The 12,454-nt window shown below is 63.4% G+C and carries 13 protein-coding genes and 3 tRNA genes; 8 read left to right on the top strand and 8 right to left on the bottom strand.

Features of this window, described 5'->3' with window-relative positions:
- Nucleotides 1–21: 21 nt before the first annotated feature.
- Together CCR82_RS03785 and dapA are read right to left on the bottom strand one after the other, a co-directional pair.
- Nucleotides 22–1,179, bottom strand: a complete 1,158-nt coding sequence (locus tag CCR82_RS03785) for an outer membrane protein assembly factor BamC (RefSeq protein WP_201244074.1) — start codon at nucleotides 1,177–1,179, stop codon at nucleotides 22–24.
- A 154-nt stretch (nucleotides 1,180–1,333) separates the two neighbouring features.
- Entirely contained in the window at nucleotides 1,334–2,209 is an 876-nt protein-coding gene (gene dapA, locus CCR82_RS03780; RefSeq protein WP_201244073.1) for a 4-hydroxy-tetrahydrodipicolinate synthase, read from the bottom strand.
- 160 nt (nucleotides 2,210–2,369) lie between these two features.
- On the opposite strand from dapA, the gene CCR82_RS03775 reads away from it, so the two are divergent.
- The 5 genes from CCR82_RS03775 (at nucleotide 2,370) to CCR82_RS03755 (ending at nucleotide 6,777) form a co-directional block, all read left to right on the top strand.
- Nucleotides 2,370–2,909, top strand: coding sequence for a glycine cleavage system transcriptional repressor (locus CCR82_RS03775; RefSeq protein ID WP_201244098.1), 540 nt, complete (start codon nucleotides 2,370–2,372; stop codon nucleotides 2,907–2,909).
- Between the two features lie 147 nt (nucleotides 2,910–3,056).
- Nucleotides 3,057–3,524, top strand: coding sequence for a peroxiredoxin (locus tag CCR82_RS03770; protein WP_201244072.1), 468 nt, complete (start codon nucleotides 3,057–3,059; stop codon nucleotides 3,522–3,524).
- A gap of 11 nt (nucleotides 3,525–3,535) precedes the next feature.
- On the top strand, nucleotides 3,536–4,957 hold the full coding sequence (locus CCR82_RS03765; RefSeq protein WP_201244071.1) for a PhoH family protein: 1,422 nt from the start codon (nucleotides 3,536–3,538) through the stop codon (nucleotides 4,955–4,957).
- 37 nt (nucleotides 4,958–4,994) lie between these two features.
- A complete protein-coding gene (locus CCR82_RS03760) occupies nucleotides 4,995–5,423 on the top strand; it encodes a DsrE family protein (RefSeq protein WP_201244070.1) in 429 nt (142 codons plus the stop codon).
- Nucleotides 5,404–6,777: an MFS transporter gene (locus tag CCR82_RS03755; protein ID WP_201244064.1), complete on the top strand. Its 1,374-nt coding sequence runs from the start codon at nucleotides 5,404–5,406 to the stop codon at nucleotides 6,775–6,777. Before CCR82_RS03760 ends, CCR82_RS03755 begins: the two co-directional genes overlap by 20 nt.
- A gap of 83 nt (nucleotides 6,778–6,860) precedes the next feature.
- Here CCR82_RS03755 and CCR82_RS03750 read toward each other — a convergent pair whose 3' ends face one another.
- The 4 genes from CCR82_RS03750 to CCR82_RS03735 form a co-directional block, all read right to left on the bottom strand.
- Nucleotides 6,861–7,403: a class I SAM-dependent methyltransferase gene (locus CCR82_RS03750; RefSeq protein WP_201244059.1), complete on the bottom strand. Its 543-nt coding sequence runs from the start codon at nucleotides 7,401–7,403 to the stop codon at nucleotides 6,861–6,863.
- A gap of 195 nt (nucleotides 7,404–7,598) precedes the next feature.
- Nucleotides 7,599–7,674 (bottom strand) — tRNA-His (locus tag CCR82_RS03745).
- Between the two features lie 72 nt (nucleotides 7,675–7,746).
- A tRNA-Arg gene (locus CCR82_RS03740) sits at nucleotides 7,747–7,823 on the bottom strand.
- Nucleotides 7,824–7,868: 45 nt separating this feature from the next.
- A tRNA-Pro gene (locus CCR82_RS03735) sits at nucleotides 7,869–7,945 on the bottom strand.
- Nucleotides 7,946–8,137: 192 nt separating this feature from the next.
- Between CCR82_RS03735 and folD the strand changes: the two genes are divergently transcribed.
- Nucleotides 8,138–8,989, top strand: a complete 852-nt coding sequence (gene folD / locus CCR82_RS03730) for a bifunctional methylenetetrahydrofolate dehydrogenase/methenyltetrahydrofolate cyclohydrolase FolD (protein WP_201244057.1) — start codon at nucleotides 8,138–8,140, stop codon at nucleotides 8,987–8,989.
- Nucleotides 8,990–9,047: 58 nt separating this feature from the next.
- Here folD and cysS read toward each other — a convergent pair whose 3' ends face one another.
- Nucleotides 9,048–10,574 carry a cysteine--tRNA ligase gene (gene cysS, locus CCR82_RS19265; protein ID WP_201244056.1) on the bottom strand — a complete coding sequence of 509 codons (1,527 nt, stop codon included), beginning with the start codon at nucleotides 10,572–10,574 and terminating at the stop codon, nucleotides 9,048–9,050.
- 152 nt (nucleotides 10,575–10,726) lie between these two features.
- On the opposite strand from cysS, the gene CCR82_RS03720 reads away from it, so the two are divergent.
- Nucleotides 10,727–11,215 carry a peptidylprolyl isomerase gene (locus CCR82_RS03720; protein WP_201244054.1) on the top strand — a complete coding sequence of 163 codons (489 nt, stop codon included), beginning with the start codon at nucleotides 10,727–10,729 and terminating at the stop codon, nucleotides 11,213–11,215.
- A 53-nt stretch (nucleotides 11,216–11,268) separates the two neighbouring features.
- Nucleotides 11,269–12,063 carry a UDP-2,3-diacylglucosamine diphosphatase gene (locus CCR82_RS03715; protein WP_242513234.1) on the top strand — a complete coding sequence of 265 codons (795 nt, stop codon included), beginning with the start codon at nucleotides 11,269–11,271 and terminating at the stop codon, nucleotides 12,061–12,063.
- On the opposite strand, the gene CCR82_RS03710 is transcribed toward CCR82_RS03715, so the two are convergent.
- Entirely contained in the window at nucleotides 12,060–12,413 is a 354-nt protein-coding gene (locus CCR82_RS03710) for a hypothetical protein (RefSeq protein ID WP_201244052.1), read from the bottom strand. The two genes, CCR82_RS03715 and CCR82_RS03710, sit on opposite strands and share 4 nt — an antisense overlap.
- Nucleotides 12,414–12,454 lie beyond the last annotated feature (41 nt).

Here is a 12,454-nt window from a genome sequence, read left to right as displayed (position 1 = left end):
CCCGAGGAGCCCATGGGGCCTTCAGCCAAGCTGCTCCTGCAAAAGTGCTAGGATCTGCTCGGCGGTCGCCGAGGTATCGCGCTGGCCGGCGTCGTCGTACACCCTGACCCGGCTCTCTTGGCCATCGCCCTCGACGCGGATCTGATAGGTCTTGGCGCCATCCGCACCATCGCCTCCTTTCCAGAACGCCATCTTCGATAGAATCCCCTTCTTTTTCTCACGCTTGCTCGGGTCGTCGTAGCGGACGAAGAATACGCCGGCGCTGCGATCGCGGTCCTCGACCGCAAACCCGGTGCGGTCGAGCGCAAGCCCAGTGCGCCTCCAGGCACGCCGGAACTCTTCCGCGATCACCAGCTCGCCGCCAGCCCCGGAGGTCACCAGTCGCGCGGCCGCGGCTTGTGGCGCCGAGGTCGTCGCCGTGGAACCACCGCCCTGTACCAGCATGCGCTGGGCGTTGCTGTCGGAGACACCGAGGAAGAGCATCAGCCGCCGCAGCATCTCCGCTTCTTTGCCAGGATCAGTCGGTGCCGGTTCCCAAATCGTCGTCGAGCCTTCGCCAGCGGTATTGCGCACCAGCCGCTCTTCCATACCACGGTGTGTGAGATAAACCTCGGCGGTGTCGGCGCGCGGCCCGGAGTCGATTCGGACCCGATACTGATCGCGGGTGGAGGTTGCATACAGACCACCGGCCACCTTGCGCAGCATATTGGTCACGAAGTCCTTGCGCAGTTCGGCGCGGTTCTCGAGCCAGTCGGTCTTCATGACGCCAACGGCCGGATCTTGTTCCTCGAGCAGAATCCCCTGCTGACGCCAGAAGGCGACGACCTTGGGCCAGACCACCTGCGGCGAGGCCTCGACCTCGAGCCAGCGCTGGTCGCCGGAGCGCTCCAGACTCACGCCGGAGACTTCGGGCAAGACCTCACTGCTGGCGGTCATCCGCTCACGCGACTGCTGTCCGCCGGCATAAGAGGAAAAGGTGGCCGTACCGCTCGGCCCCGGGATATCCAACGCGTCATTAAAACCGCTGCCGGCAAGATCGGGCGGCAGCTCGAGATTTTCCTCCGCTTCGCGTGACTTCTTGTACTCGACGCGGCGATCTGGCAGGTATTGGTCCAGCTTCTGCGCGCTCCCGCAGCCGGTCAACAGGAGTGTGGGCAGCGCCCATGTCGTGATGAGCATGGCCGCGCCCGGCAAGAGACGGCAGCCACCGGCAAGCTGGCGTAAAGGGCGTGCGGCGGCTCCATCGCAGGCACTCGCGAGTCCTCGCATCGAGAAAGCGGCTGTTTTCATCGGAGTCAGGTCAAACCATTCAGTTGAGGGGCACGCGCTTGCTTCATAAGACGCCCGCCTCGACCAGGGCCTCGCGGACCACGGCATGCTGCGATGGCGACAGCCAGGTGAGCGGTAGTCGAATGCCGGCCGGGATCTGCCCCATTTCATGGAGCGCCCATTTGACCGGTATAGGGTTGGATTCAACGAATAAGCGCTGGTGAAGCGGGTCCAGGCGCGCATTCAGTGCCCGCGCTTGCTCCACATCGCCGGCTAACGCCGCCGCGCACAGCTTGGCCATGAGCGCGGGCGCGACATTAGTCGTTACCGAGATCACCCCGTCTCCACCCTCGAGCATCAGCTCACAGCCGGTAGCGTCGTCACCACTGTAGATGGCAAACTCCGCGCCGGCGCCCGCGCGTAGCTCCGCGACCCGCCCCAACTCGCCGGTCGCGTCCTTGATGCCCACGATGCGCGGATGCCGAGCGAGTTCGATCGCCGTTGTCGGCAGGAGGTCACAGGCGGTCCGGCCGGGCACGTTATAGAGAATCTGCGGGATATCGACCGCATCGGCGATCTGCGTATGATGCGCGATCAGGCCGGCTTGGGTTGGTTTGTTGTAGTAGGGCGTCACCAATAAGGCCGCGTCGGCGCCGGTCTCGGCGGCACAGCGCGTCAGGCGGATCGCCTCCACAGTCGAGTTCGCGCCGGTGCCGGCGATGACCGGAATGCGGCCCGCCGCGGCCGCGACAGTGCGTGCTAGCACGTCGCAGTGCTCGTCCTCGTCCAACGTCGCCGACTCGCCGGTGGTGCCGACGGAGACGATGGCAGCGGTACCAGCCTGAATGTGTCGCTCAACGAGCTGCTCAAGCACCTCGCCGTCGACTTCGCCCTCTGCGCTCATCGGCGTCACGAGAGCGACGATGCTGCCTCGTATCATACCGTCCTACCCTCGGCAAAAAACCAGAACGGCATGGTATCTTGGTGGCTCGAAGCTTTACAAGCGCGGTCCGCGCTCGGCGCGGCAACGTTTGGCCGGACCTCATTGCTTGCTGCTACACTTCGCGCTCCCCGCCGCGAGCGCTCAGGAATTCAGCGATATGGCCACGCACAAGACTTACCTCGTCATCTCCGCGGTCGGTGCCGACCATCCCGGCCTGGTCAACGACCTCTCGCGCAGCATCCTCGAGCATGGGTGCAATATCGAAGACAGCCGCATGACGGTGCTCGGCGGCGAATTCGCGGCCATCTTGTTGGTCGAGGGTAAATGGAACACCCTCGCGAAGGTGGAGAACGCGCTGCCCGAGCTGCAACGCTCGCTCGATCTCACCCTCGTCTGCAAGCGCACCGGCGCGCGCGCGCAGGGCGAGGGCAAGCTGCCCTATGCGGTGGATGTGATCGCGATGGATCATCCCGGCATCGTCAACAACCTTGCCGGTTTCTTCGCCGAGCGGCGCATCAATATCGAAGACATGGCCACCACCACCTATGCCGCCGCGCATACCGGCACGCCCATGTTCGCGGTGCACATGACCGTCGGTATCCCGGCCGATACCCACATCGCCACCCTGCGCGAGGAATTCATGGATTACTGCGACGGGCTCAACCTGGATGCCGTGCTGGAGCCGCAGAAGGCCTGATGCGTCACCCGCCGGCGATAGCCTACTGTCATTGTCGGCGTCTCGGCCTGATCTGAGCGTGACACCCTCTGGTGTCGACGCTGTCGATCGATGGCGGCGGCCCCATGTTACTGGGTTCATGCAACGCCAACCTTGAGGAGAGCTTCGATGACCGTCGCAATCAACCAGCCGGTGCCCGATATCACCCTGCCCGCCACGGGCGACAAACAGCTCAAGCCGAGCGATTTTCGCGGCCAGCGCCTAGTGTTGTTCTTCTACCCCAAGGCGAGCACCTCCGGCTGCACTCAGGAAGGTCTCGACTTCACCGCCGCCGCCGAAGACTTCGCCGCCGCGAATACCGCCCTCCTCGGTGCCTCGCGCGACGGCCTCAAGGCGCAGGAAAACTTCAAGGCCAATCAACACTTCAGCTTCGACCTCCTTTCCGATCAGGACGAGGTGCTGTGCAAGGCGTTCGACGTCATCAAGCCCAAGAAGATGTATGGCAAGGAATCGCTCGGCATCGAGCGCAGCACCTTCCTGATCGATGAGCAGGGCACGCTGATCCAGGAATGGCGCGGGGTCAAGGTGCCGGGCCATGTCGACGAGGTGCTCGCCGCCGTGCGCGCACTCGGCTGAGATCAGGCTCGATGATCAAGCGCGACAGCGACCACTGCCTGTTCGTGCTCGACACCAATGTGTTGATGCACGACCCCACCGCCCTGTTCCGCTTCCAGGAGCACGATATCTACCTGCCGATGATCGTGCTCGAGGAACTCGATGCCGGCAAGAAGGGACTGTCGGAGGTCGCGCGCAACGTGCGTCAGGTGAGCCGCTTCCTCGATGAGCTGATGAGCGATGCCGATCGCGACGAGATCGAGGCCGGTCTGCCCATCCATCCGCTGAGCGAATTCGGACGCGGTTTCACCGAGGCGCCGACGGGTCGCCTCTTCTTCCAGACCGAGCGCCTGGGCACGGACTTGGCCAACGTGCTACCCGGCACCTCGGCCGATAACGATATCCTGGCCACGGCGCTGGAGCTGCAGCGGCGCGAGCCCTCGCCCGCGCGCTCGATCGTCATCGTCTCCAAGGACATCAACCTGCGCATCAAGGCCGCCGTGCTCGGGGTCGCCGCCGAGGACTACTCGAACGATCAGGTCCTCGATGATGTCAACCTGCTGTACACGGGCCAGGCGACCTTGCCCGGCGACTTCTGGGAGCACAATGCCAAAGCCGTCGACGCCTGGAAGGAGGAGGGGCGGACCTTCTACCGGATCAGCGGCCCGGATGTCTCGGAGTGGTACGTCAACGAATGTCTCAACCTCGAGGGCGACGACGCCTTCGAGGCGATCGTGCGCGAGAAGCACAGCGAGACCGAGGCGATCATCGAACTCGCCGAGGACTATCGCGTCCAGCGCCACAATGTCTGGGGCATCACCGCGCGCAACCGCGAGCAGAACTTCGCGCTCAACATGCTCATGGACCCGGATCTGGATTTCGTCACCCTGCTCGGCACCGCCGGCACCGGCAAGACCTTGCTGGCGCTGGCCGCCGGACTGGCGCAGGTGCTCGACCGCGGGCGCTACCGCGAGATCATCATGACCCGGGTCACGGTGCCGGTCGGCGAGGACATCGGCTTCCTGCCCGGCACCGAGGAAGAAAAGATGACGCCCTGGATGGGCGCCTTGATGGATAATCTCGAGGTGCTGACCCAGACCGAAGGCGGCGACTGGGGCCGCGCGGCGACCAATGACCTGGTGCGCAACCGGATTCGCATCTCATCACTGAACTACATGCGCGGTCGCACCTTCTTACATAAGTACATCATCCTCGATGAGGCACAGAACCTGACCGCCAAACAGATGAAGACCCTGATCACGCGCGCCGGCCCCGGCACCAAGATCGTCTGCCTGGGCAACATCGCGCAGATCGACACGCCCTATCTGACCGAGACCACCTCGGGGCTGACCTATGTGGTGGACCGCTTCAAGGACTGGGACCACAGCGGCCACATCACCCTGCGCCGGGGCGAGCGCTCAAGGCTCGCGGACTTCGCCTCGGACGCCCTATGACACCACCAAACACTGTGCAGAGGAGTACAACAAGATCATGCACCAAACACTACGTCACCTCCTGCTCGGCCTGTGCCTCCTGCTCGCCGCCGGCAGCGCCGTCGCTGCCGATGACATACTCGATGTGGTCTATCACATCAGCGATGAAGACAAGGTCGGGTTCGCGCTCAACAACATCCAGAACCATATCGATGGCGTGGGCGGACCCGAGAAGATCAACATCGTGCTCGTCGCGCATGGCCCGGCGGTGAGACGCTTCCATGACATCGAGGCGGTGAACCGGGTGCGCGAGAACGTCGCCAAGCTGCAGGAGCAAGGCGTGACCTTCGAGGCCTGCGCCAGGACCCTGGAGTTGATCAACTTCGACCGCGATGAACTGCTCGAGGGCTTCCTCATCGCCGAGCAGGGCGGCGTGACCCGCATCGCCGACTTGCAGTCGCAGGGCTATGTCTACATCCGCCCCTGAGGCGACCTCGGCCGGCGTCAAGGACGACGCCAGGCTGTCTCGCATCGGCCCGGTCGCCCTCACGCCCGGCGTCACCCGTCTCAACGGTTATACCTTTCTGCTCTCGGCCTTTCTGTCGATTGGCCTGATGACCTTCATCACCGCTGGGCAGACCTATATCCTCAATGCCCATCTGGGGGTTCCCCAATCGGCCCAGGGCACCCTCACCGGCGACCTGGTCTTTTTCACCGAGATCATCACCCTGCTGCTGTTCATGCCGGCCGGCATCCTGATCGACCGGATCAGCCGGCGCGGGGTGTTCGCCGTCGGCTTCCTGATGCTCGGTGCGACCTACGTCCTCTATCCGCTCGCCACCGGGGTGGAGTGGCTGTTCGCCTCGCGGGTGCTCTACGGCATCGGCGTGGTGGCGGTCGCAGGAGCGCTCTCGACGGTGCTGGTGGACTACCCCATCGAGCGCTGCCGGGGCAAACTCGTGGCCATGGTCGGGGTGCTGAGTGGCCTCGGCGTGGTGGTGATGAACCAGGGGTTCGGCTCGCTGCCGGAAGTGCTCACCGTGCGCGGCTTCGGACCCGTGGAAGCCGGGCTCTTGACCCATTTCGGGGTCGCTGGTCTCTGCGTCCTGGGCGCACTGGCGGTCCGTGCCGGGCTGCGCGGCGGTGTGCCGGTGCATCGCGAGGAGCGCCCGTCGGTGCGCGCGCTGTTGCTGAGCGGCTTCGCTCAGGCCCGCAATCCGCGCATCCTGCTCGCCTATGGCGCCGCCTTCATCGCCCGTGGCGATCAATCGGTCAACGCCGCCTTCCTGATCCTCTGGGGCACGCTCGCCGGGCGCGCCGCCGGCATGACCGACGCCGAAGCGGTGATGAACGGCACCCTGATCTTCGTCATCGCGCAGATCTCGGCGCTGGTCTGGGCACCGGTGATGGGGCCGATCCTCGATCGCATGGACCGCGTCACCGGACTTGCCATCTGCATGGTGCTGGCGGCCATCGGCAATCTCGCCCTGATCCTGCTCGCCGACCCCTATGGCGATTATCGGCTGGTCTTCTTCATCCTCCAGGGCATCGGTCAGATCAGCGTGTTCCTTGCCGCCCAATCGCTGATCGGCCAGGAGGCGCCCCGTAACCAGCGCGGCTCGGTGCTCAGCGCCTTCAACATCTCTGGCGCCCTCGGCATCCTGATCATCACCGCGATCGGCGGGCGGCTCTTTGACAGCGTTGATCCGCGCGCGCCTTTCGTCGTCGTCGGCGCGGTCAATCTCTTGCTCTTCCTCGCGAGCCTTTATGTGCGCCTGCGCACACCTCGACCGCCGCTGCGAGGCCAACCAGCTACCGACAGTCAAAGCCTCTCGGTTTGAGCTTCCCCCTGCAGGCACGACGACGCACCCGATCTGCCCAACACGCCACTCGCCCCAGGGGGGTGAACGCGCATGATCACGGCTTATCCTGCTGTGGGGTTTTCCCACCGAGAGCGGATCGCAAAATCGTAGCTGAGATAACCGTGATCCAGCTCTGTTGCCGGGGCCTTGCGTCGACAATGCTCCAGCACCCGCTCGGCCTGGCAGTAGAAGAAGCGCTCATCATGGGCGAAATGGCGCTTGCCCTCCGCGGAAAGCAGATTGAAGGCCACGCCCTGGGCTGCGGTCTGATACATCTGCTCAACCATCGCGAACACGAAGTCGTAATGATCCGGATACTGCTCATTGACCAGATTCAGCGCCCCTGACGAGAGTACGAAATCGTAGGTTCCCGCCTGCGGTCCCAGCCGGAGAAAGTCACCGGTGACGAAAGTGGCCTCGGGATAGCGGGCCGCGGCATGGTCAGTGAACTCGGGCATGATATCAATGCCCGTGTAGTCGATGTTGCGGTAACCCGCCTCGAGCAGAAACCCATACAGATCAGCGAATCCACAACCGACATCAAGCAGCGAAAACGCCGCATCCAGAGCTGGCGGCAACACCGGGAGCAACGCCGAGAAGCGCATGTGCTGGGTCGATACTGACGAAAACGACAACGCCCGGCAAGAGGTGCCATGACGTTGCAACAACCCGGCATAAAACTGCTTCGTCGCCTCGGACATTCGAAAACCTCCCGGCAAGACTGCTTACAACAGCGACTGCTGTCGTGCTTGGAATGGACAAACAAAAAGGGCCCAAGCTGGTGCTTGGGCCCTTTGGATTGGGGTGGACGATGGGAATCGAACCCACGACCGCAGGAGCCACAATCCTGTGCTCTACCAACTGAGCTACGTCCACCATCGACACGAAGCCGGCTAATTAATCTCAAGCATTCCATGCACGTTGTCAATAAGCGCATTGGGGACGCATTGGCGCGCCCGGCAGGACTCGAACCTGCGACCAACGGCTTAGAAGGCCGTTGCTCTATCCAGCTGAGCTACGGGCGCTCATTCTACCGCTCGCCTAGGTGCCGGGTCTCCCGACATGCGTGTTGGTCGGGGTAGAGGGATTCGAACCCCCGACATCCTGCTCCCAAAGCAGGCGCGCTACCAGACTGCGCTATACCCCGAGCTGTGCTATTTTCTTGCTTACCGGCCCATACAGGGTCGCCTAGCAAGCCCTTTAGAATACGCCCTGAGAGCGAAGGCGTCAACGCATGGACGCCCTCGCCTGCGCGAGACCCATGCAGGAATCCCGCCGCAAGGTTAGGATGCAGCGCTGAGCCAGAGTGGGACTGCGAAGCGGGACTGAGAGGAACGAGATGAGTGCAAAGATTTTAGACGGAAAGGCCATCGCGGCCGAAGTCCGTGCCGAGGTGGCGACCAAGGTCGCCGAGCGCCGGCGAGCAGGCAAACCAAGGCCAGGGCTTGCCGTAGTGCTCGTCGGCGATAATCCGGCCTCGCAGGTCTATGTGCGCAATAAGCACAAGGCCTGTGCCGAGGTCGGCTTCCACTCCGAGCTGCATGAGCTTCCCGCCAGCGTTTCCCAGGACGAACTGCTTGAAGTCGTCGACGCGCTGAACGCCGATCCCGCCATCAACGGCATCCTGGTACAGCTGCCGCTGCCGGCGCAGATCAATCCCGAGGCGGTGATCGAGCGCATCCTGCCGACCAAGGATGTCGACGGCTTCCATCCTTATAACGTCGGTCGGCTATCGTTGCGCATGCCGGTGCTGCGGCCCTGCACACCCAAAGGCGTCATGACGCTGCTCGAGCGCACCGGGCAAGCGCTGGAAGGCCTGGACGCGGTCGTCATCGGTCAGTCGAATATTGTCGGTCGACCGATGGCTCTGGAGCTGCTCGCGGCACGCTGCACGATCACCGTCTGTCATAGCCGGACCAAGGACCTCGCCGAAAAGGCGCGGGCGGCGGATATCCTCGTGGTCGCGATCGGCCGCGAGCGGTTCGTGCCCGGCGATTGGATCAAGCCCGGCGCGATGGTGATCGATGTCGGCATGAACCGAGACGCCGCCGGCAAGCTCTGCGGCGATGTCGATGTCGACGCTGCTCGCGAACATGCAAGCTGGATCACACCCGTCCCCGGTGGGGTTGGTCCCATGACCATCGCCAGCCTGCTCGAAAATACCTTGCAGGCCGCGGACCTCGCGGGTTGAGCAGGCCGCGATGTAGCGGGACCAATGCCGACGTCTCGCCTGTGGCTGGACACTTGTGCTATATGCGGCGCCAGGAGGTGCCGCCGGCGCCATCTTCAAGTTGAATCCCGGCCGCCTGGAGCTGGTCGCGGATGCGATCGGCTTCGGCGAAGTCGCGCGCCCAACGAGCCTCGGCACGCGCCGCGATCAGCGCCTCGATCTCCGCATCACCCGGCCCCTCCGTGCTGTCACCGCGCAGATAAGCCTCCGCATCCTGTTCCAAAAGTCCAAGCACAGCGGCGAGTTGGCGCAGTTCGGCAGCGAGCGCGGCCGCGGCCCGTGGATCAGCATCGCGCACACGGTTGATCTCGCGCGCAAGATCGAACAGCACCGCGAGCGCCTCGGGGGTGTTGAAATCGTCATTCATGGCGGCGGCGAAACGCGCGCGCGCCTGCTCGCTCCCAGGTGCCGCTGCAGTTGCCCACCGAGGCGCCCCCTCAGCCGCCCCTGCAGGCACTCGATGCATCCCATCAACCGTGCCTCCAGCCACCGCATCTCCAGCCACCGCCCCGGCTGCTTCCTCGGCTGGCTCCCAGATGGGCTCACCATCGGGCTCCTCGACAGCCGGCAAGCCGCGCAACGCCGTGTACAGGCGCGTGAGCGCCGCTCGCGCGCCATCGAGCTGACTATCATCATAATTGAGCGGGCTGCGATAATGACTGGTCAGGATAAAATAACGGATCTCCTCGGCCTGGTAGCGCGCCAGGATCTCGCGCACGGTGAAGAAGTTGCCCAGTGATTTGGACATCTTCTCGTCGTTGATGCGCACAAAGCCATTATGGATCCAGACGTTGACGAAGGGCTCACCGGTCGCCCCCTCGGACTGGGCGATCTCGTTCTCATGGTGCGGGAACTGCAGATCGGCTCCGCCACCATGGATGTCGAAATGATTGCCGAGCCGGCAAGTCGACATCGCCGAGCATTCGATGTGCCAGCCCGGTCGTCCCGCGCCCCAGGGCGCTGCCCAGGCCGGCTCACCCGGTTTTGCGGCCTTCCAGAGCGCGAAGTCGAGCGGATCCTGCTTGGCATCCTCGACATCGACCCGAGCCCCAGCACGCAGATCCCTGGGGTCCTTGCCGGACAGGCGTCCATAGCCCGGGAAGCTTGCGACGGCATAGTAGACATCGCCATTCGCGGCGACGTAGGCATGCCCATTTTCGATCAGACGCTCGATCATCGCGATGATCTCGTCGAGATGGGCAGTGGCGCGCGGCTCATCATTAGGCGGCAGGACACCGAGCGCCGCCGCGTCCTCGTGCATGGCGCCGATGAAACGCTCGGTCAGGGCCGTGAAGGGTTCATCGCTTTCGACAGCACGGGCCAGAATCTTATCGTCGATATCGGTGATATTGCGCACATAGGTCACCTCATAGCCGCTGCGCATCAGCCAGCGGTAGATCACATCGAAGACCACCAACACCCGCGCATGGCCGAGATGACAATAGTCGTAGACCGTCATGCCGCAGACATACATGCGGACCTTGCCGGGCTCGATCGGCTGAAAGGGTGCTTTGCGGCGGGTCAGGCTATTGTGGATGTGTAACATGAGAGGAGTGATCCCAAGCGACTGAGTAATCGATGCTAACAAAGGGGTCAGGTCTACCAAACCGCGGCGTCGGTGGATACCCTGAATGTGCGAACGGGCGAATCTCGCGGCCAGTTTTGATAAGCTGGCCCCGAAACCATGGAGAATCCTTAATGATTAAACTCAAGACCAATCACGGCGACATCTTGCTCGAGCTCGATCACGAGAACGCCCCGACCACGGCCGCGAACTTTGAGCAGTACGTGCGCGACGGCCACTACGATGGCACCCTGTTCCACCGCGTTATCAATGGCTTCATGATTCAAGGTGGCGGCATGGACGTCAACTTCGCGCCCAAAGCGACACGCCCCCCGATCGAGAACGAGGCCAACAATGGGCTCAAGAACAAGGTCGGCACCATCGCCATGGCCCGCACCAACGACCCGCATTCGGCCTCGTCGCAGTTCTTCATCAATGTGGCCGATAACAGCTTCCTCGACCACCCCGGACAGGATGGCTGGGGCTACTGCGCCTTCGGCAAGGTGACCGAGGGCATGGACGTCGTCAATGCCATCAAGGAGATCAAGACCGGCGGCCGCCAAGGTCATCAAGACGTTCCCGTCGAGGATGTCATCATCGAGAAGGCCGAGATCCTCGACTAACCCCGGCCGTGCAAGAGGCCACGCAGCAGCCGTGCCGAGGCACTGAGTGGACCATGATGCGGCATCGCCATGTTGAGTCGCCGCGCCCGGGCGAGACCCTGTTCATCGCCGATCTGCATCTCTCGCCGCAGCGGCCGGCACTGACCGAGCTTTTCGTCAGCTTCCTCGAGCACCGCGCCGCTGGCGCGCGTCAGCTCTACATCCTTGGTGATCTCTTCGACGCCTGGATCGGCGATGACGACGATTCGCTCCCCGAGGTGCGCATCGCCTTGCAGTGGCTGACGCGCCAGGGCACGCGCTGCGCACTCATGCATGGCAATCGCGACTTCCTCATCGGCCGCCGCTTCGCGCGGGCGACGGGCTGTGATCTCGTCCGCGACCCATGCCGCATCCAGCTCGGCGGCGAGCCGATCCTGTTGATGCACGGCGATCTCCTCTGCAGCGACGACATTGCCTACCAGCGCTTTCGCCGGCGAGTGCGCAACCCGCTAGTCCAGCGCCTGTTTCTCTGGTCGCCGCTACAGAAGCGCCGCCGCATCGCCGCGGATTATCGACAACGCAGCAGCGAAGCGATGACGGGCAAATCGGCCGAGATCATGGACGTGAACAGGAGCGCGATCAGCCTGCGGATGCAGCGCCATGCTGTCCGCCGGCTGATCCATGGTCATACCCACCGGCCAGGGGACCACGCGTTTAACCTCGATGGACAGCCCGCCATGAGGCATGTACTCGCGGACTGGCAAGAGACGCGTGGAGAAGCGCTGGTATATCGTGCGGGTAGCTGGCATCGCGAGCCCTGGGTCGGCAGTGCCGCCGAACGGCCCGAGCATAGCCAGAATAAACACTAGCTGCCCGATAAATCCAGCCCTAACTTATTGTAAAGGGTCCGAATCAGAATCCAGCCGGTATAGGCAACGATCAGCGTCAGGAGTCCAAACAGATCGAACAACGACAGATACTGCTTGAGATCGGTCAGGAAGTAGCCGCCAATCAGCAGCAGCGACGTAAAGGCACCATAGAACAGGAAGAAGGGCATGAATGACAGGCCCATCGAGGTCCAGAACGAATCGATCTCAGGCAAGCCGCCATTGGCCTCGGCCCGTTCACGGGCGCTGATCACCAATGTCCGATGCCGCGCGCTGCGCCAGAAGTAGAAGGCGCCCAGCACCAGCGCCAGGATGCCGATGTAGAAGCTCATGAATCGCCTCCCATGTTGGATATCCGCGGTTCAGCAGTTCC

The organism is Halochromatium salexigens (genome assembly GCF_016653295.1).
GTDB lineage: Bacteria > Pseudomonadota > Gammaproteobacteria > Chromatiales > Chromatiaceae > Lamprobacter > Lamprobacter salexigens.
The sequence above is the reverse complement of the archived record's forward strand: the minus strand, read 5'-3'. Positions and strand labels throughout refer to the sequence as shown.

Bases quoted from the DNA above. Each gene is read 5' to 3' on its own strand.
- CCR82_RS03785 (WP_201244074.1), bottom strand. From the start codon at position 1,179: ATGCTCATCACGACATGGGCGCTGCCCACACTCCTGTTGACCGGCTGC.
- dapA (WP_201244073.1), bottom strand. From the start codon at position 2,209: ATGATACGAGGCAGCATCGTCGCTCTCGTGACGCCGATGAGCGCAGAG.
- CCR82_RS03775 (WP_201244098.1), top strand. From the start codon at position 2,370: ATGGCCACGCACAAGACTTACCTCGTCATCTCCGCGGTCGGTGCCGAC.
- CCR82_RS03770 (WP_201244072.1), top strand. From the start codon at position 3,057: ATGACCGTCGCAATCAACCAGCCGGTGCCCGATATCACCCTGCCCGCC.
- CCR82_RS03765 (WP_201244071.1), top strand. From the start codon at position 3,536: ATGATCAAGCGCGACAGCGACCACTGCCTGTTCGTGCTCGACACCAAT.
- CCR82_RS03760 (WP_201244070.1), top strand. From the start codon at position 4,995: ATGCACCAAACACTACGTCACCTCCTGCTCGGCCTGTGCCTCCTGCTC.
- CCR82_RS03755 (WP_201244064.1), top strand. From the start codon at position 5,404: ATGTCTACATCCGCCCCTGAGGCGACCTCGGCCGGCGTCAAGGACGAC.
- CCR82_RS03750 (WP_201244059.1), bottom strand. From the start codon at position 7,403: ATGCGCTTCTCGGCGTTGCTCCCGGTGTTGCCGCCAGCTCTGGATGCG.
- folD (WP_201244057.1), top strand. From the start codon at position 8,138: ATGAGTGCAAAGATTTTAGACGGAAAGGCCATCGCGGCCGAAGTCCGT.
- cysS (WP_201244056.1), bottom strand. From the start codon at position 10,574: ATGTTACACATCCACAATAGCCTGACCCGCCGCAAAGCACCCTTTCAG.
- CCR82_RS03720 (WP_201244054.1), top strand. From the start codon at position 10,727: ATGATTAAACTCAAGACCAATCACGGCGACATCTTGCTCGAGCTCGAT.
- CCR82_RS03715 (WP_242513234.1), top strand. From the start codon at position 11,269: ATGATGCGGCATCGCCATGTTGAGTCGCCGCGCCCGGGCGAGACCCTG.
- CCR82_RS03710 (WP_201244052.1), bottom strand. From the start codon at position 12,413: ATGAGCTTCTACATCGGCATCCTGGCGCTGGTGCTGGGCGCCTTCTAC.